General features: G+C 57.1%; 21 protein-coding genes. 13 read left to right on the plus strand and 8 right to left on the minus strand.

Annotated elements, in window-relative coordinates; genetic code table 11:
- Positions 1-418: 418 nt before the first annotated feature.
- The 3 genes from ACA065_RS14380 (at position 419) to pgm (ending at position 5,006) form a co-directional block, all read left to right on the plus strand.
- A complete protein-coding gene (locus ACA065_RS14380) occupies positions 419-1,852 on the plus strand; it encodes a hypothetical protein (protein WP_497695086.1) in 1,434 nt (477 codons plus the stop codon).
- Entirely contained in the window at positions 1,849-3,255 is a 1,407-nt protein-coding gene (locus ACA065_RS14385; protein ID WP_497695087.1) for an aminotransferase-like domain-containing protein, read from the plus strand. The genes ACA065_RS14380 and ACA065_RS14385 overlap by 4 nt, the downstream gene beginning before the upstream one ends.
- A 107-nt stretch (positions 3,256-3,362) precedes the next feature.
- Positions 3,363-5,006: a phosphoglucomutase (alpha-D-glucose-1,6-bisphosphate-dependent) gene (pgm, locus tag ACA065_RS14390; protein ID WP_497695088.1), complete on the plus strand. Its 1,644-nt coding sequence runs from the start codon at positions 3,363-3,365 to the stop codon at positions 5,004-5,006.
- 129 nt (positions 5,007-5,135) lie between these two features.
- On the opposite strand, the gene ACA065_RS14395 is transcribed toward pgm, so the two are convergent.
- Positions 5,136-5,831: a pirin family protein gene (locus ACA065_RS14395; RefSeq protein ID WP_497695089.1), complete on the minus strand. Its 696-nt coding sequence runs from the start codon at positions 5,829-5,831 to the stop codon at positions 5,136-5,138.
- Between the two features lie 219 nt (positions 5,832-6,050).
- Between ACA065_RS14395 and ACA065_RS14400 the strand changes: the two genes are divergently transcribed.
- Complete coding sequence (locus tag ACA065_RS14400) at positions 6,051-8,498, plus strand: UvrD-helicase domain-containing protein (protein ID WP_497695090.1); 2,448 nt, start codon at positions 6,051-6,053, stop codon at positions 8,496-8,498.
- Positions 8,499-9,578: 1,080 nt separating this feature from the next.
- Here the strand turns inward: ACA065_RS14400 and ACA065_RS14405 are convergent.
- On the minus strand, positions 9,579-9,851 hold the full coding sequence (locus tag ACA065_RS14405; protein ID WP_026013572.1) for a DUF1652 domain-containing protein: 273 nt from the start codon (positions 9,849-9,851) through the stop codon (positions 9,579-9,581).
- 258 nt (positions 9,852-10,109) lie between these two features.
- Between ACA065_RS14405 and ACA065_RS14410 the strand changes: the two genes are divergently transcribed.
- The 4 genes from ACA065_RS14410 to ACA065_RS14425 are packed head-to-tail and all read left to right on the plus strand — an operon-like array spanning position 10,110 to position 13,883.
- Positions 10,110-10,919 carry a helix-turn-helix transcriptional regulator gene (locus ACA065_RS14410; RefSeq protein ID WP_497695091.1) on the plus strand — a complete coding sequence of 270 codons (810 nt, stop codon included), beginning with the start codon at positions 10,110-10,112 and terminating at the stop codon, positions 10,917-10,919.
- Between the two features lie 49 nt (positions 10,920-10,968).
- Positions 10,969-12,375 carry an NAD(P)/FAD-dependent oxidoreductase gene (locus ACA065_RS14415; RefSeq protein WP_497695092.1) on the plus strand — a complete coding sequence of 469 codons (1,407 nt, stop codon included), beginning with the start codon at positions 10,969-10,971 and terminating at the stop codon, positions 12,373-12,375.
- 26 nt (positions 12,376-12,401) lie between these two features.
- Entirely contained in the window at positions 12,402-12,743 is a 342-nt protein-coding gene (locus tag ACA065_RS14420; protein ID WP_497695093.1) for a cupin domain-containing protein, read from the plus strand.
- Positions 12,744-12,803: 60 nt separating this feature from the next.
- Complete coding sequence (locus ACA065_RS14425) at positions 12,804-13,883, plus strand: polyamine ABC transporter substrate-binding protein (protein ID WP_497695094.1); 1,080 nt, start codon at positions 12,804-12,806, stop codon at positions 13,881-13,883.
- Between the two features lie 322 nt (positions 13,884-14,205).
- On the opposite strand, the gene ACA065_RS14430 is transcribed toward ACA065_RS14425, so the two are convergent.
- From ACA065_RS14430 to ACA065_RS14455, 6 genes are read right to left on the minus strand one after another with little or no spacing between them, the layout of a single operon-like run.
- Positions 14,206-14,952, minus strand: a complete 747-nt coding sequence (locus ACA065_RS14430; RefSeq protein ID WP_497695095.1) for an SDR family NAD(P)-dependent oxidoreductase — start codon at positions 14,950-14,952, stop codon at positions 14,206-14,208.
- A gap of 2 nt (positions 14,953-14,954) precedes the next feature.
- Entirely contained in the window at positions 14,955-16,445 is a 1,491-nt protein-coding gene (locus tag ACA065_RS14435) for a GMC family oxidoreductase (protein ID WP_497695096.1), read from the minus strand.
- A 16-nt stretch (positions 16,446-16,461) separates the two neighbouring features.
- On the minus strand, positions 16,462-17,388 hold the full coding sequence (locus tag ACA065_RS14440) for a transketolase family protein (RefSeq protein WP_497695097.1): 927 nt from the start codon (positions 17,386-17,388) through the stop codon (positions 16,462-16,464).
- The gene (locus tag ACA065_RS14445; RefSeq protein ID WP_497695098.1) at positions 17,369-18,202 is read right to left on the minus strand and encodes a transketolase; all 834 of its coding nucleotides are present in this window, start codon (positions 18,200-18,202) and stop codon (positions 17,369-17,371) included. The genes ACA065_RS14440 and ACA065_RS14445 overlap by 20 nt, the downstream gene beginning before the upstream one ends.
- Complete coding sequence (locus tag ACA065_RS14450) at positions 18,199-18,696, minus strand: NUDIX hydrolase (RefSeq protein ID WP_497695099.1); 498 nt, start codon at positions 18,694-18,696, stop codon at positions 18,199-18,201. Before ACA065_RS14450 ends, ACA065_RS14445 begins: the two co-directional genes overlap by 4 nt.
- On the minus strand, positions 18,683-19,792 hold the full coding sequence (locus ACA065_RS14455; protein ID WP_497695100.1) for an aminoglycoside phosphotransferase family protein: 1,110 nt from the start codon (positions 19,790-19,792) through the stop codon (positions 18,683-18,685). The genes ACA065_RS14450 and ACA065_RS14455 overlap by 14 nt, the downstream gene beginning before the upstream one ends.
- Before the next feature lie 784 nt (positions 19,793-20,576).
- Between ACA065_RS14455 and ACA065_RS14460 the strand changes: the two genes are divergently transcribed.
- The 5 genes from ACA065_RS14460 (at position 20,577) to ACA065_RS14480 (ending at position 24,983) form a co-directional block, all read left to right on the plus strand.
- Positions 20,577-21,644 (plus strand): hypothetical protein, encoded by a 1,068-nt coding sequence (locus ACA065_RS14460; RefSeq protein WP_497695101.1) that lies wholly within the window; start codon positions 20,577-20,579, stop codon positions 21,642-21,644.
- A 37-nt stretch (positions 21,645-21,681) separates the two neighbouring features.
- Positions 21,682-22,410, plus strand: coding sequence for an HAD family hydrolase (locus ACA065_RS14465; protein WP_497695102.1), 729 nt, complete (start codon positions 21,682-21,684; stop codon positions 22,408-22,410).
- Positions 22,403-23,431: a DEAD/DEAH box helicase family protein gene (locus ACA065_RS14470; protein WP_497695103.1), complete on the plus strand. Its 1,029-nt coding sequence runs from the start codon at positions 22,403-22,405 to the stop codon at positions 23,429-23,431. Before ACA065_RS14465 ends, ACA065_RS14470 begins: the two co-directional genes overlap by 8 nt.
- A gap of 84 nt (positions 23,432-23,515) precedes the next feature.
- Complete coding sequence (locus ACA065_RS14475; RefSeq protein WP_497695104.1) at positions 23,516-24,739, plus strand: type III PLP-dependent enzyme domain-containing protein; 1,224 nt, start codon at positions 23,516-23,518, stop codon at positions 24,737-24,739.
- Entirely contained in the window at positions 24,726-24,983 is a 258-nt protein-coding gene (locus ACA065_RS14480) for a phosphopantetheine-binding protein (RefSeq protein ID WP_497695105.1), read from the plus strand. The genes ACA065_RS14475 and ACA065_RS14480 overlap by 14 nt, the downstream gene beginning before the upstream one ends.

Here is a 24,983-nt window from a genome sequence, read left to right on the forward strand (position 1 = left end):
ATTGATGTACAGAAATTCCTGCAGGCACTTTCTGCAACTAAGAGTGCAGCCTCTGCCCCTGCCCGAGGGCGCGGATACTTTGAAGACGGCTTTCAAACAACGCGCAAGCGAGGCTCAACGTTTGACGGATTATATTTGTCAGGCAAATCTTTTAATTTCAGGTTAATGGGGTGTAGGAGGCTGTCGGAAGCTTCCTAAGGGTGTCGCTATCGGCACCGGACCACTGGCGCAAAGGCGTCAGGCCGCAGGAATACCCCATGGATGACCAAGTACGCAGCCCATGTCGATTTGTTACCGGGTGCTAGTGTTTGTGTTTTGCGAGCACGGTAGGCGGGCGACACTTTTACAGATGCACTGGATCGAGCAACTACGCTCGGTAGTTGTTTGAAACTGATATTTCAACTCAGGTAGTAGAACTATGAGCGCTATTCACGAACAGGCCATGAATTATGTTTATCAACAAGTTCAGCAGCGGTTGATTGGGTACTTCACGCGTGCCGAACGCACCGCACTTCAATTGTTGATCCAGCGTATTGTCGTGGCGGCGGGTGGCATGGAGCAGATAGGCGATTACAAGGTGCTGGTGGCCCACGGCGGCGGTGAAGTCAGCAGTTACACGCTGGCACTGTTGCGTGCCGCGCAATTGAGCATCGCCGGGCGAGCGCCCAGGACGTTCCAGTTGCGGGTCGCTACGCTGCGCCACGTGGGCATGACTCAGGAAACCCTTGATACGATCCATCGCGGATACAGTCGACTGTTTTTCCATGACGACGACCGGGTTGAGCTACTGATGGTGGAAAATGAACAGGTGCTGCCGTTCAACTACCAGCGCCCGGCGTCGACCCCGGGGCGTGAATCCAGCCAGCGCCAACGGGTAATGATCGGGCACCTGACCTCCGGTGACGTTCGCGCGACGCTGTGCAATGACACCTACCTGGCGTTGGGGGATTTCTATCAGCGTGTCACTGCCTGGAGCGGCGGGGTGCATGCGTTGGTCAGCGGCGATTCCGCACGCAAGCAGGGCCAGTTGCTCGCCTGGCTGAAAAAATCCGCTCAGGCCAAGGAAGTCACGCCTCCAACGGGCAAGCCCACCTCGCTCACCGGGTTGTTCAGCCGTATGGACGAATGGAGCGACGACTTCTACCGTGACCTGTTTGGCGAGCACTATGTACCCAAAGCGGACGTCAGCCCCGGTGGGCACCGCCACTTGGCGTACATCGGTGTTGCCGACCTGTTCGAGGGCACTGACCGCGCACGCGCGCCTGTGCTCACTGAGTTCATGGCTTATACGCCGGACCCGCTGGGTTTTCATTTCAGCCACCCCACCTTCGCCAATCCGCTGTTGATGGCGCACCTGCGAGGCTTGCAGGCCGAATGCCTGCGGGCGTTGGATTACGAGGAGGGCGTGGAAGGTTTCTTGCTGCAGGCGTCGGAGTACCTGCGTCGTCGGCAGATCCCCGACGAGCTGATAACCCAAGCCGTCAGCCGCGAAGGGCGCGCCTTGTCGAGCAACCTTGCCCAGCAGTTCTTTGGCCTCGATGAAAACCAACTGATCTGCCTGCTGTTCTCACCGTTCATCCATCACGGTGAACGGTTGGAAGGTTATTTGCGCCAATGCCACCCCGGCATGCTGGTGGCACTGCCTGAACTGCACAAAGTGCTGCAGGGCAAACCTGCTGCCGAGATGCTGCAACACTGGGTTGCCGACACCAGTGGGGTGCCGCTGCCTTTGCTCCAGCACCTGTACCGCAAACGGCCGGTAACACTGGTGCCAGGCGGGCGTGCGCACAGCGGTCGTCATGAGCGGTGTATGGCCGACGGCGACCTGGCCTTCCAGCTGTCCGGGCGATGACGCTGCGCGGTGTGCGGCAGGCGGATTTTGCCTATCAGGCGGTCTATCGCTACATGATCAACCTGATCAACGAGGTCAGTACCGATACCCGGGTGAAACTGCCCTCTCTGCGCCAGTTATCCCAGCGCCTGAATGTATCGATCTCTACCATTCAGTACGCGTACTCACTGTTGGAAAAAGAAGGCCGGGTGTATTCAGTGGCCAAGTCAGGCTATTACGCCTGGCCCCTCGCCAGCAGCCCCTCGACATTGCCCAGTGGGGATTTACTCGAGCGCCTCTACGTCGCTGCTCGACGCCCTGGCATGATGGTGCTCAGCGCCGATGAGCCCGCGCTGCTGGCGTCGCTGGACACTACGTTGCTACGACTCGAGCGCGAGCTCGTGCGCCAGCATCCACGGCACTTGCAGTCCTGGTCCCAGCCTTGCGGGGTCTGGGAGCTGCGCGCGGCGTTGGCGGCGCGGTACACCTCTTCGCCGAGCCGCTGTTGGCACGCCGACGACGTGTACATCGGCGCCGACCTGCGAGGCGTGCTCGACATTCTCATCGAGGTGCTGGGGCTACGGGGCTCCACGGTGATTGTCGAGTCTCCCTGTGACTGGCTGATCCTGCGCGTGCTGCAGGATGCCGGGGTGCGCATTATCGAGTTGCCATGGGCGCCCGATGGCAGCCTGGAGCTGACTGCGCTCGAAGCGATACTGCGCGAGGAAACAGTGAATCTGGTGTTGCTTTCATCGGCGGTCAGCCTGCCATCGGGCATTGCCATGCGGCCACGCGAACGTCTGGAAGTGGCGCGGTTGCTTGATCGGTACGGGTGTTGGTTGCTGGAGAATGACACCTGCAGTGAGCTGGGTTTTCAGCCTCAGCAGGCTGTGCTGCGCGACCTGGTCAACCCAGACCGACTGGTGGTGTTTTCATCCTTCGAGAAAACACTCGGGCCAGAGGCGCCGTATGGCTATGTGCTGTCCCGGCACATGAGCGGCGAATTGCAGCGCCAGTTTCTGTTGCGCTCGTTTCGATTATCCGCGATTCGCCAACGCGCCATTGCCCGGCTCTATCAGAGTGGGCAAATCGACCAGCACTTGACTACGTTGCGCCAGTTATTGCGCGAGCAAGCGGGCGAAATGAGCCTGCGCCTGGACCACCATCTGGGTGATCAAGTGACCTATCGGATGCCCGCCGGCGGTGCCACGTTCTGGCTAGGCTCTGCCCATGCCGTGGACATGTGCCAAGTGTTCCAGCAGCTGCTGGCCCGCCAGGTGGTGGTGGCGCCTGGGGAGCTATTCAGCCTCAGTGGTCTGCACCACCAGCATGTGCGTGTGAGCCACACCTTTCACGGGCAGCCGAACCTGGAGATTGCCCTGGCTGCACTGGGCGAAGCACTGCGGCAGGCGCAACTGGGTTGAATGCATTAAATTTCTCTTGCGGGCGTAGGATCGATACCGTCGCGCAGTAGTCCAACTCCCAGTAAACTGTCATTTTTTCTCCAAATCCTTCTTTTCGAGGTTTATGCATGACAATCAGTCCTTTTGCGGGCAAACCGGCGCCAGCTCAGTTGCTGGTGGATATCCCGCGACTGGTCACGGCCTATTACACCGGCCAGCCTGATGCAGCGATCTCCACCCAGCGCGTGGCCTTTGGTACTTCCGGGCACCGTGGCAGCTCCTTCGAGCTGAGCTTTAACGAATGGCATGTACTTGCCATCAGCCAGGCTATTTGCCTGTACCGTGAAGCCCAAGGCATCAACGGGCCTTTGTTTGTCGGCCTGGACACCCATGCGCTGTCGACGCCGGCCGGTGCCAGTGCGCTGGAAGTGCTGGCTGCCAACGGCGTTCACGTGATGCTGGCCGAAGGCGATGAATACACGCCGACCCCGGCGATTTCCCACGCGATCATTTGCTACAACCGTGGCCGCACCAGCGGTTTGGCCGACGGCATCGTCATCACGCCGTCGCACAACCCGCCACAAAGCGGCGGCTACAAGTACAACCCACCCAACGGCGGTCCGGCCGATACCCACGTCACCAAGTGGATCGAAGCCAAGGCCAATGAGCTGCTGGCCAATAAGCTGGCCGGGGTCAAGCGCATCACCCACGCCCAGGCGCTCAAGGTTGATACCACACACCGCCACGATTACCTCAACAGCTACGTGGCCGACCTGGTCAATGTGATCGACATGGACGCCATCCGCAGCGCTGACCTGCGCCTGGGCGTTGATCCTTTGGGTGGAGCGGGGGTGCGCTACTGGTCGGCGATTGCCGAGCACTATCGTTTGAACCTGGAGGTGGTCAACACCGAAGTCGATTCCACCTTCCGCTTCATGAGCGTCGACTGGGACGGCCAGATTCGCATGGACCCGTCCTCCAGCTACGCGATGCAAGGCCTGATCGGCCTGAAGGAGCGTTTCGACGTGGCCTTCGCCTGCGACCCGGACCACGACCGCCACGGCATCGTCACGCCGTCCGGCGGCCTGCTCGCGCCGAACAATTACCTGGCCGTGTCCATCGACTACCTGTTCCAGAACCGTCCGCAGTGGCGCGCCGATGCGGCCGTGGGCAAGACCGTGGTCAGCAGTGGCTTGATCGACCGCGTCGCCGCGCGTATCGGCCGTCGTCTGTACGAAGTGCCGGTGGGCTTCAAATGGTTTGCCGAGGGTTTGTTCGAAGGCTCACTGGGCTTTGGCGGTGAAGAAAGCGCCGGCGCGTCCTTCCTGCGCAAGGACGGCACCGTGTGGAGCACCGACAAGGACGGCCTGATCCCGGCCTTGCTGGCGGCCGAAATGACCTCGCGCAAAGGCCAAGACCCAAGCCAGATCTACCGTGGCCTGACTGACGCCCTGGGCGAGCCGTTTGCGATTCGCGTTGACGCCAAAGCCACCCCGGCGCAGAAAGCCTTGCTGGGCAAATTGTCGCCGGAGCAGGTGACTTCCACGCAATTGGCCGGGGAAAGCATCCAGCAGATCCTCAGCCACGCGCCGGGTAACAACCAGGCCATCGGCGGCTTGAAAGTGATGACCGAGAACGGCTGGTTTGCCGCGCGGCCATCGGGCACCGAGGACATCTACAAGATCTACGCCGAGAGCTTTATTGGCGAAGACCACCTTAAGCAGTTGGTGGAAGAGGCCCAAGTGTTGGTGGACGGCGCCATTTCCCAATAACTGACACGCTGCAGTAAAGGTGGGAGCTGGCTTGCCTGCGATGCGGATACCTCGGTGTATCGTCACACCGCAGTGATGCAATCGCAGGCAAGCCAGCTCCCACAGTCGTTTTGGGTTGGGGGGCTTAGATCAGGCCAAATCGACCAGCACGATCTCGCTGTCCTCAATCGCCGTCACCCGCAGCACCTGCTCATCCTCAACCGCGACACCGTCTCGAGCTTGCGCCCGCAAGCCATTGACTTCAATCACTCCGGTCGCCGGGACCAGATACGCACGGCGCCCGCTGTCCAGTTGATATTCAGCACTTTCCCCCGCTTTCAGGTTGGCCGCCACCAGGCGTGCATCGGCGCGAATGCGCAGGCTTTCGTTATCGCCAGCCTTACCGCTGGCCAGCGTCACAAAACCTTCGCGATCACCCTTGGGAAAAGGTTTGGCGCCCCAAGAAGGCGGCAGACCGGCTTCATTCGGAATAATCCAGACTTGGAAGATCTTGGTCGGCGCCGCTTCCAGGTTGTATTCACTGTGGGCAATGCCGGTGCCTGCACTCATCACCTGCACATCGCCAGCCTCGGTGCGGCCCTTGTTGCCGAGGTTGTCGGCGTGGCTGATCGCGCCTTCACGCACATAGGTGATGATTTCCATGTCGCGGTGCGGGTGCTGTGGGAAACCGGTGCCCGGTGCGATGATGTCGTCGTTCCACACCCGCAGGTTGCCCCAGTGCATACGTTTGGGGTCGTGGTACTCGGCAAACGAAAAGTGGTGATGGGCGTCAAGCCAGCCATGGTGGGCGCCACCCAGGGTATTGAAAGGTCGAAGTTCAAGCATGAGAGTCTCCTGTTGATGGCGCCCATGATCCAACAGCGCTTGATCGATAAAAAGCGTAAAAAATGCCTGATTCCGATCTAACAATTCGATTGGTTGCTGGCGTTTTGACTTTCACTTCGTCGTCTAACTGCATGACAATAAAGCAATTGGCTGGAACTCGGCGCCGATTCCGGCGACCATGGCGCCTTCGCTAAAACCAACCTCATTGCTGGAGTCCGCGTGCCGCAACAAACGCCTGATCTGCCCCCTGACCTACGCCCACTGGCCGAAATGCCTTTGTTAAAACGGCTGGCTGCGCGTTTATTCGGCCACGGCCTGACGCGTTTGCGTGCGCAGCATCGGTTTTCCTGGCTGCACGGCCAGGCCGACGGTTTCCGCAGCGGGCACGAGGCCGGTGTGGAGTATGGCTATCGCGAGGGCAAGGCTGAGGGTATTGAAGAAGGCCGGCAGGTGTTGCTCATCCGTGACTTTCGCCCGGATGAACACCGCGCGCCGGGCGTGGATGACAGCCTGTTCGACGACTGGCGGCTACCGCTTACCGCTGACGTGAAAAAGCGCATGAAGGCGGATGTCGCGCGCTTGCTGGCGGCCCATGCGCAGCCGAGTGCCGCGCAATGGAAAATGATCTTCAGCGACACCCCGTCGACCTCGGTGATTGCCGGCGCCGGGGCGGGTAAGTCGACCTCGCTGGTGCTGCGCATCCTGCTGCTCACCCATTACCTGGGCTTTGAACTCAGCTCGATGACCGTGGTGACGTTCACCCGCGAGTCGCGCAAGGACTTCATCCACAAGCTCATGGAAATTCTCAGCCTGTGGGGCCAACCCCTTGGCAGCAAAGAAGCCCAGGCCGTGGTGCGTACCTTCCACTCGCGCATTCTGCCGATGGTGCGCAGCTTGCCGGGCTTTGAGCGGTTGCAGGCGTTTGAAAACCTCAGCAGCGGTTTCGAGGACGTTGACAGTAACCCGTTCGACCTGCGCATCAGTGACGCCCAGCGCCAACAGATGAATGCCTGCTATCACCGACTGCACGGGCGCCATGAACGCTTCCGTGAGTTGATTGCGCCGTTGGCGCGCCATGGCTTGCAGCTCAAGGAGCTGGAGCGTGACCACCCGGATGTGCAGAAGCGCGTGGCCGTGACCGAGCTGGCCGCCAAGCGTGATGAAGAACTCTGCGATGTGATCGAAGACCTCTGGTTTCGTGCCGGTGCCTGGCCGATCAAGGGTATCGAGCCGAGCCGGCAGACCTTCGAAATCAATGGTGCGCAGTTTCATTGCCACGGCTACATTCCTGAGCTGGATGCCTGGGTGGTGCTGGGCTTCGATTCACGGGAAAACGCCCAGATCAGTCGGCCCAACTCGAAGCTTTCGGTGCGCGCCGAGTGGGCGGTAAAGCGCACCTTGTTTCAAGCTTTCTGTCGTAAGCCTTTGATATGGTTGGATAGCTATGAGTCGTCAAAGCGCCTTTTAAGTAGCTTGGCCGGTGACGCCAGCGCCGGGCCGGGTTTTGACTACAAGGTAAAAGGCGAGTTGGCGTCCGCGCCGCTGCTGGACAGTTTTGTCATGGCCGCCGGGTTTATCGAGAACCTCGGGTTGGACGTGCCGACCGCCGTCGGCCAGATGAGCTTCGCCAAGGACGACCCGGACCGGTGCTTCTTTGAAGCCCTGAGCATTTTCTGGAAAGCCCTGGAAGACCATCTGCTCGACCAATCGCCGCCCGTCATGACCTACAACCGCATGTTCTCGCTGTTCGGCGAGAACTCCCCGGAAAACCTCAAGCTGCTCAGTGATCCGCTGTTGCGGCCGATGTCGCACCTGATGATTGACGAGTTCCAGGACGTATCGCCGCAGATCGTTTCGTGGATTCGCGCCAGCCTGCGTGAAATCCGCAGCCGTGGCCCGGCAATGCACGTGGGCCGTGGCGCGCAGCGCTCGTCCCTACTGTGCGTGGGCGATGACTGGCAGTCCATCTACGGTTGGCGCGGCAGTTCGCCCAAGTACTTCATGGACTTCAACAAGGAATTCCCGTCACCGACCACCACCCGCGTGATGCTGAGTGAGAACTACCGTAGCCACCAGCACGTCATCGACGCTGCCGAGCATATCGTGCGGGCTGCGCCAGCGATTCCCGGCAAGAAGGCCAAGGCCAGTGGTGAACCCAAGGTTTTGGTGCCCGTAACGGTACGTGAGCGAGACGACGCTGAGTTGGGTCGGCAGTTGTTGGAGCACTACCAAAGAGGCGAATCTGTGTTGATGCTTTATCGAAAAAGCAGCGATAAGTTATTGATTCAAGAGCATATACAGTCTGTTGTTAATGTGGATTCCAGCTTGCCGCCGCCAGCTCGTCGACTCAAGCAGCTGACCTATCACAGTGCCAAAGGCCTGCAAGCGGATGCAGTATTTCTGCTTGGGGATTGCCAGCATATGACCAGTTCGCCTTACAAGAACCAGGTTTACCGCATGGCAGGTCTGGGCAAGGACGGTGACAGCGAGCCGTATGACACTGCGCAAAAAGACGAAGTGCTGCGCCTGGCGTATGTCGGTATTACGCGAGCCGTTAGCCATTGCTATTGGTATGTGGAGAAGCCCGAAGGCCAGGGCGTGAACGTGCCCAGGGCTTCAGAGCGGGTCGATGGGAAAAAAGCGTTTTTCGACGATCAGCGCGGCTAGCGCATGCCTTAAAAGTGGGAGCGGGCTTGTGTGGGGGCTGGCTTGCCTGCGATGGGGTTAGGTAGATTGAGTACATATCCGTTGCTGCGGTAACGGCCGCTTATGGTTTCGCTCTTACAGCGAGTCACTTTTGGCAAACGCCCCAAAAGTAACCAAAAGGTCTTTGCCCCACCACTCGGTGCCTCGCCTAGGCTCGGCATGCCCTCACTCCGGCTTGAATCCGTGGGCCGCCGCGATGGGCCATCCTTGGCCCAGCGCGGCTAACCCGGCGTCCTGCCGGGTTACCCACGGATTCAAGCCTGCGTTCGGCCATCGTGGTTAACGGGGCCTGTCAGATCAAGATCAAAATCTACAGCACGGCGGCCTAGTAGCCGACCTGAGTGGTTGAAGCAAAAGCAGGGCAAAAGCAGAGCAAGAACAGATCAGAAACAGAGCTGCTTTTCTGTGGGAGCTGGCTTGCCTGCGATGCAGACACCTCGGTACATCAGGCATACCCAGTTGATGCCTTCGCAGGCAAGCCAGCTCCCACAATTAGACCGAGAACAGCTTCAGTAAGCAGGTCGGCTGTCAGGCCGCCTCGACTTTGCTTTTGATCTAACCACTCAGGTCGGCTACTAGGCCGCCGTGCTGTAGATCTTGATCTTGATTTTGATCTTAGGCGCCCCGTTAAACCACGCTGGCCGAACGCAGGTATTACGGAGCGGGTAAACCGGCAGGACGCCGGTTTAGCCGCGACGGGGCAGGGACGGCCCGTCGCGGCGGCCCGCGGAGTAATGCCGGAGAGAGGGCACACCGAGCCGGAGGCGAGGTGCCGAGTGGTGGGGCAAGAGCACTTTGGTTACTTTGGTGCTTTTCCAAAGTGACTCGCCGTAAGGGCGAAACCAATTTCAGCCATCACCCAAATAACGGATATGTACCCAGCCCCCCCACACGACAACCGCAGAATTCAATTCGTAAAAAGATGTGTAGATACCAATGCATGCGATGGCATCACCTCGGTTCCACTGATAAACCGAGGTGCTGCCATCGCGAGCAAGCCCGCCCCCCACATTAGTGCTGTAGTGCCCGTCAGATCGGGCGTCAGGCCCGCAACGACAGCGGCGGCACAAAACACTCCAGTTCATCCTCCACCGCCTCGATAATGCGCTCTACATCGGCCGCATTCATCACGGTTGCGCAGGGGATGCCGGCAATGGCTATCAGCGTCTCGCCGCTCGCTCGGTCAAACAGGCGGGCGACCATGCTGCCCGGGGCGTCCATGCTGCCCTCGAAGCCCATTGGATGAAAATGCCAGCGCATCAGCTGGCAGGCGTTGGGGAACGTCACTTTATTCATGTTGCCCACCTTGTTCATTGAGCGCTTCCTTTAGCTCGCGGCAGGGGGCCATGACCTTCACTGGTCTTGGCATCGAAGAACTTCAAAAATAGCACTCGTTCGCATGTTCAAGGTGACTTTTTTGGTCCCGTTCGGCGGTTGTTTTCGATTAAATTGATGTGCGTCATGTCCTACTACAAACTAGGCGAAACGCCACTACCGATAAGCGTCCTTTAACCCTTGAAGGCACCGCTAAAGTTCGGCACTCTCAGCCGTTTATCCGTCGTAGAGCCCTACATGCCCAGCATCGCCCCAGCCGATGATTGCCAGAACACCCAAGCCACCGGCGAGCTGGTCTTGCGTCACCACCTGTGCTGGCGCCATCGTGACCTGGATGGCGTGATGGCCTACTACCACCCCGACATCCAGTACCACGACTTCTTCCAGAACCGCGTCATCGGTTATGCCGAGCTGCGTGAGTACCTGCAAGCCAGCATGCCGCGCGGCGCCGATGAGGCCATCGAACACACCGACCGCATCCGCGCCGATGGCGACACCGCGTTCATCCAGTACCGCATTACCTTGCGCGGCGGCCAGGGGCTGGTTTCGTTTCGCACCAGCGAGGCCATCACCGTGCGCGATGGGCTGATCTGGCGGGTCAACGAATACGCCTCGCTGGTGCATGAGCAGCCAACCCAAGCCCTGCGCCCCACGGTCAGCCGCCTGGGCCTGTCGCCCCAGCAATTGGGGCATATGGCCAATGACCTGCAGCAGTACTTCCAGCTCAAACAACCTTACCTGGACCCGGAACTGGACCTGCAGCGGGTGGCCAAGGAGTGTGGCTACAGCCGCAATCAGATTTCGTACCTGTTGAACCAGGTGCTGGGGCAGAGCTTCTACCGTTACGTTAACCAGGCCCGGCTCCAGCATTTGCTGGCCGCCCTGGATAAAGCCCTGCCGCCGATAAAGGTCGATGACCTGGCGTTCGCCGCCGGTTTCAATTCGCTGTCGGCGTTCTACAGTGCGTTTCGCCAGCATACCGGCCAATCGCCCAAGGCTTACGTCAAACAAATTTCCCTGCGTGCACGCGCGCAAGACAGCCCATAACGCTGCGCTCTAGGATCCAGCCTATCGAAATAAGGTTGGGGAGCTTGGCATGCCGGCATGGCGCACTATCAGTTTATGGATGGACCAGTTGGATGACCCGCTGGTGGCGCGGCCATCCTTGGAGCATGACCTGGACGTCAATGTGGCCATTATCGGTGCCGGTTACACCGGCCTGTGGACTGCCTATTACCTGAAGCGCCAGGCGCCGGAGCTGAAAATTGCGATTATCGAAGCGCAGACCGCAGGTTTCGGCGCTTCTGGTCGCAACGGCGGCTGGCTGATGGGCAATTTGCTCGGCGAAGACCGCCTGCTGGCCGGGCTTTCCCCACAACAGCGCCGCGCCTCGTTTGACCTGCTGCACGGCATTCCCGATGAAGTCGCCCAGGTGCTGGCCCGTGAAGGCATCGATTGCGACTACCGCAAGGGCGGTGCCCTGTACTGCGCCGCGCGTTACCCCGAGCAGGAAGGCAGCCTGCGCCGCTACCTCGACAAACTCTACGCCCAGGGCCTGACGCAAGACGATTACCGTTGGCTTGGCCCGCAACAGCTGGCCGAACAGGTCCGCATCGCCAGGCCCTATGGCGGTATCTATGCACCCCATGTCGCGACCATCAACCCGGCCAAGTTAGTGCGCGGCCTGGCGCGGGCGGTGGAGAGCATGGGCGTCACGATCTACGAAAACAGCCCGGTCACCCATTGGCAGTCCGGCAGCCTGCGCACGGCCAAGGCCAGCGTGCGTGCCGCTTGGGTGGTGCCGGCGGTCGAGGGGTATGCGACTACGTTGCCGCCGTTGGGTCGCTATCAGTTACCGGTGCAAAGCCTGATTGTCGCCACCGAACCGCTGCCCGCCAGCACCTGGGCCGAAATCGGCCTGGAGCATGGCCAGGCGTTCGGCGAAAGCAGCCGCCAGGTCACTTACGGCCAGCGCTCAGCCGACAACCGCCTGGTGTTCGGCGCGCGTGGCGGCTACCAGTTCGCCGGTAAGTTGCGCCACAACTTCGACCTCACCGACAGCGAAGTGGAGCTGCGTCGCTACCTGTTCGGCGAACTCTTCCCGCAGCTCAAGAACGCGCGGATTACCCACTCATGGGGCGGCAACCTCGGCATGTCGCGCAACTTCCGCCCGCACATGCTCTGCGACCACAAGACCGGCATCGCGCTGTCCGGCGGCTACGGCGGGGAGGGCGTAGGCGCCACCAACCTGGGTGGCCGCACCTTGGCCGACCTGATTCTGGGCCTCGACACGCCGCTGACCACCCAGCCCTGGGTGATCCGCGAGCGTGGCGTGGACGCGTTGAAAGCCTGGGAGCCCGAGCCGTGCCGCTGGTTGGGCTACAACGCGATCATTCGCAGCTTTGTCCATGAAGACCAGGTGTTGGCCAACCCCAACACCGCGCCTTGGCGCCGCAAGCTGGCGACCGGCGTGGCCGGGTTCATGGAAGGTTTCATGCACTAAACCGTTTCACTCACACGGGAAAACCCATGAGCATCACTCAATTCAAAGACACGCTGAATGCCCACTTGCCGGATTCGTCACCGGTGGCCGTGCCCTTGGGCGAACCCATCGCCGTGGCCTCCACCTTGAGTGTGGAACGCAACGACGGCGTCGAAACCGGCATCTGGGCCTGCACCCCGGGCCGCTGGCGTCGGCAGATCAAATCCCAGGAGTTTTGCCACTTTATCCAGGGCCGTTGCACCTTCACTCCCGACAACGGTGAAACCGTCCACATACAAGCCGGCGATGCACTGATGTTGCCGGCCAACAGCACCGGTATCTGGGATATCCAGGAAACCGTGCGCAAGACCTACGTATTGATTCTGTAACGCTTTGATCCTTGATCGCCTGCCATAAAAACAGCCCTAAAACCGCCAGGAAATCGAACCATGAAAGCCATTGCCCTGTTGCCCTTGATGTTGGTGGCCTCTATCAGCCAGGCCGCCGAGACGGTGAAGATCTACAACTGGTCGGACTACATTGCGCCGGACACCACCAAGAACTTCCAGAAAGAAACCGGCATCGGTTTCACCTACGACGTGTACGACAGCAATGAAACCCTCGACGGCAAGTTGATGACCGGCAAATCCGGCTACGACGTGGTGTTCCCGTCCAACCACTTCATGGCCCGGCAGATCCAGGGCGGTGCCCTGAAGAAGCTCGACAAGCGCCAGTTGCCGAACTGGAAAAACCTCAACCCGGTGCTGCTCAAGGCCCTGGAAAACAACGACCCGGGCAACGCGCACGGCTTCCCGTACCTGTGGGGCAGCACCGGCATCGGCTACAACATCGACAAGGTCAAGGCGGTGCTGGGCGACAACGCGCCGGTGGACTCCTGGGACCTGATCTTCAAGCCGGAGAACATGGCCAAGCTGCAAAAGTGCGGCGTGGCGATCCTCGACAACGGCCCGGAACTGCTGCCCGCAGCGCTTAACTACCTGGGCCTGCCGCACCACAGCAAAAAGGCCGAGGACTACAAGAAGGCTGAAGACCTGCTGATGAAAGTGCGGCCGTACGTAGCGTACTTCCACTCCTCGAAATACACCGCTGACCTGGCCAATGGCGATATTTGCGTGGCGGTCGGTTTCTCCGGCGACATCCTGCAGGCCGAAAGCCGCGCCAAGGAAGCCAAGAACGGCGTGAACATCGGCTACAACATTCCCAAGGAAGGCGCCGCCATCTGGTTCGACATGGTCGCCATGCCTGCCGATGCGCCTGACGAAAAGGCCGGTTACGCGTTCATGAACTACCTGCTGCGCCCGGAAGTGATGGCCAGCATCACCAACTACGTGCACTACGCCAACGGTAACGCCGCGGCCGACAGCCTGGTGGACCCGGCGATCAAAGCCGACACCAAGGTGTACCCGAGCCCGGAAATGATGGGCAAGTTGTTTGCACTGGAGGCGATGCCGCTGAACATCGACCGGATTCGTACGCGGGTGTGGAACACCATTCGTACCGGGCGTTGAGGCGATTGGTGCACTGGGCAAGCCCTGCATAGCCGGTTCGATTAACAGCGTCAGCCCCTTGGCCTCGGATAACCAAACCGCTGACGCTTTTCGTCTTCGTACCATTACATGCACAGCCGATGGGACAAATCATTCAAAAACCATCGGCCTGCTTTGCCTAACGCGCGATTTCGTATATGCGTCGCCGCCAGCGGCGCTGAAGCTGTAGATCTCGGGAAGATGAGCCTGCACGATTTGCTGGAGGCTTTTGACCATTACAGTCAAAAGTCGCTGGTTTAGACAGCATTTATCCAGGTCCATAGGCGCTGCGTCGCGTTTATGTTTAGTAATTGACGGCTTGATGGCCGCCTGCGTCCACCTGCAAATTGATGCCGGATATATAACTTGCTGCCGGGCTGGCGAGAAACGCCACGGCTTGAGCGACCTCTGTGGGAGTGGCCATCCGACCAAGCGGGCTTCTGTTCAAGGCCCGTTGATATTTTTCAGGCTCATCCTCTCGTAATCTGGCCCACACGCTGCCCTCAGACATCACCTCGCTGGGAGAAACGCAATTGACTCTGATGCCTTCCCCCACGAGCTCTTGACTCAACGAAGCCATGTAATGGACCAACGCAGCTTTCAGTGCGGCGTAAGGCTTATTATTGGGAATACCTATAGAAGCGACGCGCGAAGCAACCGCAACAACTGACCCACCCTGTGCGGCCTTGAGAAACGGAATGATCAAATCCATGCAGTTGACGCATGACTCAATGTCAACTTTGAACCCAGTCGACCAGCTACTGCTTTGAGCGCTGATGTTCCAGATAAAGCAGTCGATTCCTCCCCATCGGGACACGGTTTGTTTAATCATAAGCTCGAACGCTGCAGTGTCTTGTACATCTAGCGCGTAGGGCAGCATATTGTCTTCAGTCGCATTCAGGCTTTGCATCACCTGATTCAAGCGTGCTTCGTCACGAGCGCAATAGGCCACTCGGCAACCTTCGGTATAAAAAGTTTCGACCAGGCTACGGCCTATGCCTTTGCTGGCTCCAGCAATCAGGATGCGTTTGCCTCTGAGACCCAAGTCCATTTTTATCCGCGCTCCTGTAGTGTTTCGGCCAGTCGCAGGGCCAGGGCCATTAGCGTAAGGGTGGGGTTGGCATAGCCTCCAGTGGGAAACACGCTGGCGCTTGCGACATAGACGTTGTCGACTCCGTGGACTTTACAATCGCTGTTTACCACCCCTTGGCTTGGGTCTGAGGACATGCGGGTAGTGCCACTTGGGTGATTGCCGGGCGCGAGTCGGTGCGGGGCTTGCCACTGAGTAGGAGCAATGTCGAACGGTGCAGGATTGAAGTGCGTGATCAGGCCACTGCTTAGCAGGCTTTCGCCCAAACTCATGACAGCGTTTTCAATGGTTTTAGTGTCAGCAGCGCTCAGTTCATTATGCACATGGACCCTTCCTTGTGCCGCTGTGCGAGTGTGGGGCGCCACGTTATCAATGACGATATGGTTTGAGTGTTCCGGGAGTTGTTCGCAGCAGAGGTTCAACGTTCCAGGAATGCCCGGCCCACCGCCCAGGATGGCACGAAAGGTACCTCCTCCCTTTTCGGTAAGGTAGCGAGTGGTTGGCACGATCATTCCTACAACGGAGTCTCTTGGTGAAACGCTGAGTGTCTTTTCCTGAAAATACAGGGGCCGATAAGGAGCACAATTTTCGGTCATCTGGAAAGTACCGGCGTTCCAAATGTAAAAGTGCTCTTGAAAATATTGACCCAATGCGCCTGAAGCCGCTCCTAACTCGGAGGCCTCCAGCAGTCGCGTGCTTTCGATACAGCCGGCGGCTATGACAAAGGTGGAAGCTGACACGCTATGTTCAATGGCGGAAGAGGGCGCCTGTGTAGGCACGATGGTCAACTGGTGTGCCGACTTTGACGGGGTGACGCCGCGCGTATCGATACGTGCCGCATTGGCTCCCAGGAGCAGATCTACATTCTCAGAGTGAACCAGCCTTTCCCTGAAAAGCTGGCCGAAATTAATGCGCCGCGCAAGCAGCGGTCGTGTGCGAAACATCTGGGAAGGTAACGGCAGAGACTTCCAGGCGCCACCCGTGTCCTCCACTTGGGCATCCAGGCACCAGCGTGGCGGGATTTGATAATACGCGCAGACTTTTTCGTAAAACCTCATCATTTGCCCATACGGAATGGGCCATTTACCGCGCTCCAGGTCGAGGCGTTCCAGTGCGCATAACCAGCCGCTCCATACGTTGCCAGTACCGCCAAACGCCCGTAAGCGGCTCTCGCTTAGATAATCCGGCTTGTTCGTTTCGAGCCAGCCGGATAGCCGGCCCCCATAAAGGGACTGGGCAGATGTTTGCAGGCCGCTGTAGCGCCGCGACAATGACTCATCGTGTTCATTGGCATAGGCGGGGTCCAGCGTTTCACCACTCTCGACCAGCAGCACTTTAAGGTTGCTTCTACCTTCTAGAAACTGGCCGGCGAACGTCAGTGCCGCAGGGCCTGAGCCGATCACGCAAATGTCGTACTCCAGCGTACGGGGCAATTCTGCGGCATTTATTATCATGAGGCAGACTCCGTTCTCAGAGCGACAGGTAGGTCAAGCGTACGGAGTGCGCAATTTTATCGGCGCTCAATCCATACTTTTCAAGCAAATAGGCTTGGTCTCCGTAGCCATCCGGATAACAGTCAGGAATGCCCAGGCGCAAGAAGACAGGGCATGGGAACTTGGCGTCGCAAAGCCCTTCAAGCAGTGCACTTGCGAGGCCGCCTGTACGATTGTGTTCCTCGACGGTAACGATCAGTTTCGCTTTTCGCAGGCCGTCAATGACCTGATCCAGGCAGAGCGGTTTTACGGTGTGCACATGGATCACCCCAGCCTCAATGCCCCACGCCCTTAATAAGCGGGCAGCGGCCAGCGCCTGATGCGTTACAGACCCTGTGGAAAAAATAATCACCTCGTCCGCATTGAGAAGACTCACCGGTACACCGATCAGGGGCGACCCGCCGGTATCAGGTAAATCTGGTGTATTCGCGGGGCCGATCCTGATGTACGCAGGCGTTTGATTCTCGATGGCCTGCTCAAGGAGCATGCGCGCTTCCGTCGCATCTCCAGGGCATAACACGGTCATGTCAGGCATCAAGCGAAGCAGTGCTATATCGTCAACAGCCAAATGGCTTGGGCCCAGGTGGGCATAGACTAATCCTGCACCGTTACCCATGAGAATGACGGGAAGTTTTTGCAGACAGATATCCATCGCAATCTGTTCAAATGCACGACGAGTCAGGAATGTAGCGATGGTGTTGACCACCGGCACGAACCCCTCCATCGCCAAGCCTGCGGCGAATCCGACAATGTGTTGTTCGGAAATGCCCTCCATGAAAAAACGCTCCGGCCTTAGTTCTTGAAATCTGGCCATAGCGCCTGCGCCCAGATCGGAGCCGATGAACACGATCCTAGGGTCATCCAGAGCCATCTCGACAATTTTTTCAGAACAAGCTTTTCTCACTGAGTTCTCCCTGAAACGCGCGCTTGATCATCAGCACGTCCTCTGTGCTGAAGTTAGCCTTATGGTGCCAATGGGGGTTACCCTCGGCGATGGGTAGACCCTTGCCTTTGAGTGTTTTGCAGATGACCGCCAAGGGCGACCCCCCTGACGAGGGCGGCCTGCTGAATGCGTCTCTCAGTGCCGTCAGGTCGTGACCATCAACGGTCATCGCATTAAAGCCAAAGCTGCGCCATTTCTCGGCTAGAGGCTTCATGTCAAGCACATGGTCCGTTCGCCCATAACACTGCAGGTCGTTACAGTCGACAATCACTGTCAGATTGGCTAATCGATGTTTGCTGGCATGCATGGCAGCCTCCCAAATCGAACCTTCGTTGAGTTCGCCGTCGCCTGTGATGACAAATGTGCGATAGGTCTGTCGACGCAGGCGGGCTGCCACGGCCATACCCACGCCTATTGAGAGCCCGTGTCCAAGTGAGCCGGCAGATGCCTCCACGCCTGGGATCTTCAACTTTTCCGGGTGACCTCCCAACATCGATTCCTGAGAGCAAAAAGTGGAAAGCGCCGCCAATGGGAAGAAGCCCTTGTCTGCAAGAATGGCGTAGAGCGCCGCGCAGCCATGGCCTTTGCTGAGAATCAACCGGTCGCGGTCTGGCCAGTCGGGTCGCTGGCACTGAAAACTCAGGACTGAGTCATACAGCACGCGCAAAATCTCAACCAATGATAACGATGGCCCGACATGCCCCATGTCGGCACCGATAAGTGCCTGCGCGATGAGTCGGCGCAAGTGAAACGAACGTTCATCGAGGGCCGTCATGACTCATCTGCTAGCTGAATGAGTTCTGGAGAGGATGGAGGACCTTGGTCGAGGAGACGTTGCAAATGCTCTCCGAGGCGTGGTGGCACAATATGTTGTCGGGTATTGTTGATCTCTTCTAGGGTCCACCAGCGCAGCTCTTTAACGACCGCTTTTTCTTCGTCGGTTTGATGCAAGGTTGTGAAGTCGACGCGCGTTACTCGGTATAGCAAGAAAGACTCATCCAGCAGATAAAGCGTGCTGTTGCGCATTAATATATGTTGGCCCTTCCACACCAGATGTCCTTCGCAAAGCTCTTCCGGACGGTACCCTGCTTCTTCAAAAAGCTCACGTTGCGCAGCGTGCTCAAGACTCTCGTCTGGATGGATTCCTCCACCTAACGTGCACCAGAACGTCCGGTCGGGCAGTGCAACCTTCATCAATAGGATTTGATTATGCGGATTAAGAAGAAGGGTTCGAACATTCTTTCGGCAGGGCAGGTCACGATATTCCATGTGTTTGATCCTTTGTGATCAGGGCATCCAGTTCTTGGCATCCGGCGTCCAACATTTCCGGAAAAAGTCGGAGCGCTTGTAATTGGGCAGTACCGTACATTCCGGAAAGAAGCCCGATGAAAGCCATCTGTAATGCTATGCACTTTAGCGTCGGAACAAAGGGCGCCTTAGTTATCCAATCGCGCTCAACGCCTTGTGCGTAAGTAAGCAGTTCAACCAGTAGCGGCAGGTCGATCGAAGTGGGCAGTAGTGCAAGTGGCCGCTGAGGATCAGCCTGGAACCTGAAAATGCAAAGGCTGACTGCCAGGCGTGCGAAATCCTGAATCGGGTTATCGTTTTTGGCGTCGTCAAAATCCAGGATTGCCGACACGGCGCCCGTGCTACTGAATAATAAATTGTTCAGATGAAAATCGCCGTGTACCGGCTGGATAGCCTCGAAATAGCCAACTGATTCTGCCTGGGCTTTATAGTGGTTAACCTGCCATGAGAACGCTTTGATCAGCTCCACTACCTCGGTTTTGTGTTGCAACCACTGGCCGTTCAGTTTGGGTTCAAGTTCGATTCGTCCTTGCGTGAGCAAATCACTGACGCAATCGAACACATTGTGGTGCGGCAAGTTGTTGCTGGGCAGGGACAGCGCTGCCGTGTGTAATGAATACAAGGCGTCTACCGCGCCCTTGATGATCATAGGCATGGAAGGAAATTCGCTGGCGTCGGCCAATCGTTGAAGCGTGAATATCCTGTGGCGACCATCTTCCAGCAGCACAAAGTGAAATATTGTGTGGTCGTCTGACAGGCAATGGTATTGCGGAATTAACAACCCACTTCTGCTCAAGTGCTGTTGAAATTGTAGAGATGCGCGACAAAAGGGTAATGAGTTGGCGTAATGGGGGGCTTCTTTCAGGACAAATCGTTCGAGCGTCTCGGCTTCCAGGAAAAATTTATTGGAAATGCCCGAGCTGAACGCCTGGTGTAGCGTTTTCCTGCCTTGGCGGACCGCCGACAAGAGCCGAACGGGAGCGCCGAGAAAAGCCCCAGCGACCTGCTGGATCTTGCTCTCATGATCGATGTTGCGCAGTAAATCAGAGCCGTTCACAGTGCCTCCACGGCCAGTGAAACGCAGGCGCCTATCAAGCCCTTCATGGGCGAGCACCGGGCTCGCCGGTACAGAAACCGAAAGGGCGATTTACATGCCTTTTAGTCAAATTGCTCAGGGAACTATGGCGGGTGGGCTGACAAGTTTTGTTGCGTAGCACAAATATCGGCATGCCCGATTCCTTTCGGTTTGTTCCAAGTGAACAGTGATCGTCCCTGATTCAGCAAGTGGCGGGAAGTAGGTCTTCCTAGTGCGCCTGCCGCGAACTTGAGTCCATGGCGTAATTTTCTCGGTGAAGAAAAAACGCCTTTTTTTGTTTAGCAATGATGCATTCAGGTGTCAAGGCGCTAAGCCAAATGAAAACATCTTGTTATGCTCGAATATCCACTGAGACGCTTGTGTGGCGGCGGATGAAGGGCAATATCTTTTTTTGGCTAATTACCAAATAACTAAAAAATACGCAGCGGAGCTATCAACTAGCCATCACTTGGGGCGCATGGCCGTGACCGGGCGTGTCGGTCCAATTTGTTAGTCGGGTTATTGTCTATAACGTCATGATTAGAAAGGTGAAAATCACTAGGGTCGCCCCTCGGTAGAGGGCGAAATCTTATTAAAAGTATAAAAACCGCTTGCGTTGAAGGATTTTTTTTTCAATATTAAAAAGAGACAAATGAGTGGCTTTTGAAATTAGAGCCTTTTGATCCAGCGTTCGCTGAAGATCATGAATGCCTCTCCGGCAGTTGCTCTAAGCGGTTCAGGAAGATGGATCTCAAAGGGAAGTGAGATGAAAAAAGTAACGCTTGAGCAACTCAGTGATTTGATTCTAGGTGGCACGTCGCGGCCCCTAACTGATAGGTGTATAGCCGTTGGCCAGATTGTCGATGTTGCCAGCGCCGTCTGCACCGGTTTGCACGAAGGCGGTATTGAAGAGCACTTCCTCTTTTTGAAGCCTGAACTGCTGTCGATCCAACACAAAGATCAACTTTTGCACGCCCTGAAGACAGTCTTTTTGCCCCTGATGGAAATAGGCGAAGTTGACCAGGCTGTCCTGCTGACAGCAGATTCGGCAGAGGCTCGCGGTATGGTGCGGGGGCAGTATCGAATCTTGCGCTCGCTGGCCACCGAGCCCACCCCCTGGGCTGTTCAAGCCGTGCATGAGTGTATGAAACACGACCCGCCTACACAGGTTTACACCGCATTCGAGGCGCTCGAAACGTTCTGGGAAGGCGACGCCGCCTGGTTGTCTGAGGATTGGGACAAGGGCGCAGCGGTGAAGGTAGGCCCAGGCTTATACGCCTGCCGCTTGACCAAGGGCGCTCACACCTTCGCGGTGATGAATGGCTTTTACCCTGCTCAGGAGTCTTGGCTCTGTCAATCCGGAGGGCAGTTGCTGTGTTTTCGACTCAAAACGTCGCTGCCACTCTCTCAAGTTCGTGAGCAAGTGATTGGTAGCGTCGCCCCTGAGTCTGCCTGTCATGGCTCGATTCGGCACCAACTCTATCGGGCTCGGGAACAAGTGGGCTTCGGCAATATCGCCATATCAAGAAATGCCTTGCATATTGCCCCCAATGCACTCGATTCGCTTCTGGGCGTGGGGTTTCTAAGTCGTTTTGATAAAACGTATGAGACCCGTGAACTGTTTCGTCAATATATCGGGTTACATCAACCTTCGTTATTGCCGGTGCTCAATCGCTATACCGCCCCGACTGACACAGTGTCGACCCTACAGCTAATACTGCATACACAGTGTGAAGATCTTAATTATCGTGAGTGCCTTGATGTCATGAGCGAATATCAGTTGACGGTAGGACCCACAGTTAAAGGGATACACACAATTTTGAGCGAAGGATAAAACACTCATTAACGCTCACTGCAAGGAGGTTCAGGAAATGACTGCCAGGAAAGTGGTTATTTTTGACTGGGACGGCACGTTATATGATTCTGAAGGCTTATTGGAAGTTGCCGCTGGCCAAGTACTCAACGCCCTTGGTATCCCGTTAAGTGAACCCATCGCCGCACTACTGACGCGCCCGTTTGAGGGAGGCAACCTCATTGAGGCGGTCGCGAGCAATTTACCAGCCCTTCAGGCTGAGTCTTTTCGTGCGCGGGCACCTATCGCTTTTGCTTTACTTGAGCGCGCCGCGGGTTTGAAGGCAGGCATGCCGCAGATACTTGACTCTCTTCACCGCGAGGGTGTCGTGATGTGCGTGGCGACGGGAAGGTCCCGTCAACGATTTGAGGCTGATCTTAAAAAACTCAAGCTCCAGGGTGTGTTCGCTGTGACGGTGTGCGCGGCTGAAGGAAAGGCTAAACCTGACGCTGATTGCTTACTGCACATCATGCGGGTGCTTAACGCCAAGCCTCAAGACTGTATGTTTGTCGGGGATAGTCAAGCAGACGAGCAGTGCGCGAATGCGGCATCGATTGCTTTCATCGGTGCCCGTGTCGATTATCGCACGGGCACTGCTTTATCTGAATTTTCCTCCACTACTGCCGTTGCCACATCGGCCGTAAGTGCGCGCGAGATGTTGTCGTTATGGATGGCTCAAGCTCACGTCGAGCGTGATGTTGCCCAGCGCTGTTTGCACGACTCACTCAAGGACAAAGCAAATGTCTAGGATTGAAGTGGCGTCGTGGGTGGCAACTGTAGACTCGGCCCATCTGGCACTCCTTATGCCGGCGGACCTGGTTGAGCGCCTGGGGATATTGTTAGATCCTTTTGTCAGCATTGAGGCTCGTGAGTCTCCCCCTGCAGGTTGGACCTTGCAATGGGTCACCCCTGCTCTTGCAGACGCAAGTGGTGAATATCAAATATTCAGCGGTGAGGGTGAACCCAGGCAGCAGGTATCGGTGGATCATCACACTAAAAAAATCTGCCTCACCTGTGATGAGGAAGCCTTCGCGCCGTTGCTGGTCGCCAGAATAGTTTCCCATTTGCTAAGAATTGAAAATTTGGCCGCCGGGCATCAATTTTTGCATGCTGCCGCGATTTCAACACGTGCAGGTTCGGTCATTTTGGCCGGCGATAAAAAGAGCGGCAAGACTACGCTGGCTATGGCAATGATGCGTCGTTTTGGCGTCGGCTTTATCAGTAACGACAATGTCTCCGTGAAATACGAGAGTGGTCACTGGAGCTGCCAGGGCTGGCCAAGGTCCTTGCGCATCAGAACCGACATGCTCGGCGTACTCAAGCTGAATCTGGATAAGGACAATGCACCGTCGGTGGCGCTTAGTCATCCGTTAAGCAAAGGCATTGTATTGCCGTGTAGTAAGGATCAAATACTGCCGCCGGTGGTGCATGTTTTTCCGTTCGAGTTGCAGGCTATGTATGACATTCGGATTGTCGCCCGCCAACCGTTGTGCGCGATTATCTATCTGGATGCGACCGACAGTAGGGATGAGCCCGCGCTCACGTTACTGCCCAGCGAAGAGGGCGTGGCACTTTATCGTAGGCACTCATTTCCACAAATAGAAATTCCAGGCATCAGCCACGCACCGTTTTTGAAGCATTTGATCCCGAACGACGGGCTACCGCCGGCGAATGTCCCGGCACACACCGTTCCCTCTTATTTGATGAGTAATGGGCTGAACCATACGTCGAGCGCGTGTGATTTGTTGACCCGGTTATTTATCGCATGACCGTTCCACGCTCACTCGCGGCCACGCCTCGTGCTGATGATTTGAGCCGATTTCAGAGTGCCCATGGACATGAAGGAGCTGGTCGTGGATAACGCCAATCTGTTTCGGACACTGGTAGCCAGCTACGGCAGCCCTTTGTACGTTTATAACTTGGATACCGTCCAATTGCGGTTATCCGAACTACGCCGAACTGTAACGTCGAAGGCCAAGCTGTTTTACTCAGCCAAGGCAAATCCGTTATTGGCCAATGAGCTCTCCGCCGAGGGAGTGGGGGTAGAAGTCACCTCGACTGCCGAGTTGAATGCCGTCAGCCCTGAGGCGCGTGGTCATGTGTTATACGGCGGCCCTGCTCAGACACCGCAAGAGATGAGATATGCCTTGGCGCATGGCGTCCGACAGTTTTCCGTAGAGTCGGTTTCTCAGTTGGTATTACTGGACCAGCAGGCGGAGCTGTCAGGCCTGAAACCGGACGTGATCATTCGGGTAAACCCCCATATTCGTGCCAGTGCAAGACTGTCGATGACCGGCGTCGCTTCGCAGTTTGGAATGGATATCGAGCATATCCAATCAAACAAAATCACCATCAAAGGGCTGACACACCTGCGGCTTATGGGGGTCCACACCTACCTGGGCACTCAGATAGAACCATTGCAGAACATCGTCGACGCCTGCGAGACGTCCCTCGCCGTCTTGGACGAGGTGGCTCAAGTGCTGGGTTGCCCACTGTCCGTGATCAATTTCGGTGGAGGATTTCCTTGGCCTTATGCGCAAAAAGGTGAGGTTTGCTTAGGCAGTATTGAGCAACGGATCAACGACCTAGTGTTGCAAGCTTCGGATCGGGGCATTGAGTGCTGGTTCGAGTCGGGGCGTTTTCTGGCGGCCTCATCGGGCACCCTTATTTTTCGGGTGCTGGAAAACAAGTCAAGTAAAGGTCGTGATTTCATCTTGACCGATGCGGGCGTGCATTGTCTGGGCGGGATGTCTGGTTTGAGTAGAACACTGCGCCAAAAGGTAGACATCGTACCGTTGCAGTGCACGCACGTTCAGCACCAGGCGGCGCACTTGGCCACCGTTGTAGGGCCGCTTTGCACGCCCCTGGATATTGTGGCGCGAGATGTATCACTACGGCCTGTTCAAGAGGGTGAGTTGCTCACCATTGAAAATGTCGGGGCTTATGGGCTTACCGCCAGCCTCGTTGCTTTTCTGGGCAAGCCAATACCCGTCGAAGTGTTAATCGTCAAGGGCAAAGTCAAGCGCGCCCTCGCGCTAAAATTAGTTTGGGAGCAGTGTGCAGATGCAAGAGCATGATTACGTATCACAGGACGCCTACGAAAAGTTCCTCAGCGTCCTGCAGGGTTTCAACAAGCATGGCAGTCAATTGCTTCCAGAAACTTACCTCACTGAAATAGGCATCGATTCCCTGGATACGATCAGTCTGCTCGTAGAGCTGGAGACGCAATTGGGCATTGTTATTGCTGACGAGGAACTCAGCGCCGAAATGTTCGATACGGTGCACACCCTGTGGAGTGCAATCGAGTGCCGGGGACCATGA

This window comes from Pseudomonas sp. LBUM1640 (assembly GCF_059716225.1).

Excerpts from the sequence above, each read along its gene's own strand:
- ACA065_RS14380 (WP_497695086.1), top strand. The coding sequence starts at position 419 with ATGAGCGCTATTCACGAACAGGCCATGAATTATGTTTATCAACAAGTT.
- ACA065_RS14385 (WP_497695087.1), top strand. The coding sequence starts at position 1,849 with ATGACGCTGCGCGGTGTGCGGCAGGCGGATTTTGCCTATCAGGCGGTC.
- pgm (WP_497695088.1), top strand. The coding sequence starts at position 3,363 with ATGACAATCAGTCCTTTTGCGGGCAAACCGGCGCCAGCTCAGTTGCTG.
- ACA065_RS14395 (WP_497695089.1), bottom strand. The coding sequence starts at position 5,831 with ATGCTTGAACTTCGACCTTTCAATACCCTGGGTGGCGCCCACCATGGC.
- ACA065_RS14405 (WP_026013572.1), bottom strand. The coding sequence starts at position 9,851 with ATGAACAAGGTGGGCAACATGAATAAAGTGACGTTCCCCAACGCCTGC.
- ACA065_RS14410 (WP_497695091.1), top strand. The coding sequence starts at position 10,110 with ATGCCCAGCATCGCCCCAGCCGATGATTGCCAGAACACCCAAGCCACC.
- ACA065_RS14415 (WP_497695092.1), top strand. The coding sequence starts at position 10,969 with ATGCCGGCATGGCGCACTATCAGTTTATGGATGGACCAGTTGGATGAC.
- ACA065_RS14420 (WP_497695093.1), top strand. The coding sequence starts at position 12,402 with ATGAGCATCACTCAATTCAAAGACACGCTGAATGCCCACTTGCCGGAT.
- ACA065_RS14425 (WP_497695094.1), top strand. The coding sequence starts at position 12,804 with ATGAAAGCCATTGCCCTGTTGCCCTTGATGTTGGTGGCCTCTATCAGC.
- ACA065_RS14430 (WP_497695095.1), bottom strand. The coding sequence starts at position 14,952 with ATGGACTTGGGTCTCAGAGGCAAACGCATCCTGATTGCTGGAGCCAGC.
- ACA065_RS14435 (WP_497695096.1), bottom strand. The coding sequence starts at position 16,445 with ATGATAATAAATGCCGCAGAATTGCCCCGTACGCTGGAGTACGACATT.
- ACA065_RS14445 (WP_497695098.1), bottom strand. The coding sequence starts at position 18,202 with ATGACGGCCCTCGATGAACGTTCGTTTCACTTGCGCCGACTCATCGCG.
- ACA065_RS14450 (WP_497695099.1), bottom strand. The coding sequence starts at position 18,696 with ATGGAATATCGTGACCTGCCCTGCCGAAAGAATGTTCGAACCCTTCTT.
- ACA065_RS14460 (WP_497695101.1), top strand. The coding sequence starts at position 20,577 with ATGAAAAAAGTAACGCTTGAGCAACTCAGTGATTTGATTCTAGGTGGC.
- ACA065_RS14465 (WP_497695102.1), top strand. The coding sequence starts at position 21,682 with ATGACTGCCAGGAAAGTGGTTATTTTTGACTGGGACGGCACGTTATAT.
- ACA065_RS14470 (WP_497695103.1), top strand. The coding sequence starts at position 22,403 with ATGTCTAGGATTGAAGTGGCGTCGTGGGTGGCAACTGTAGACTCGGCC.
- ACA065_RS14480 (WP_497695105.1), top strand. The coding sequence starts at position 24,726 with ATGCAAGAGCATGATTACGTATCACAGGACGCCTACGAAAAGTTCCTC.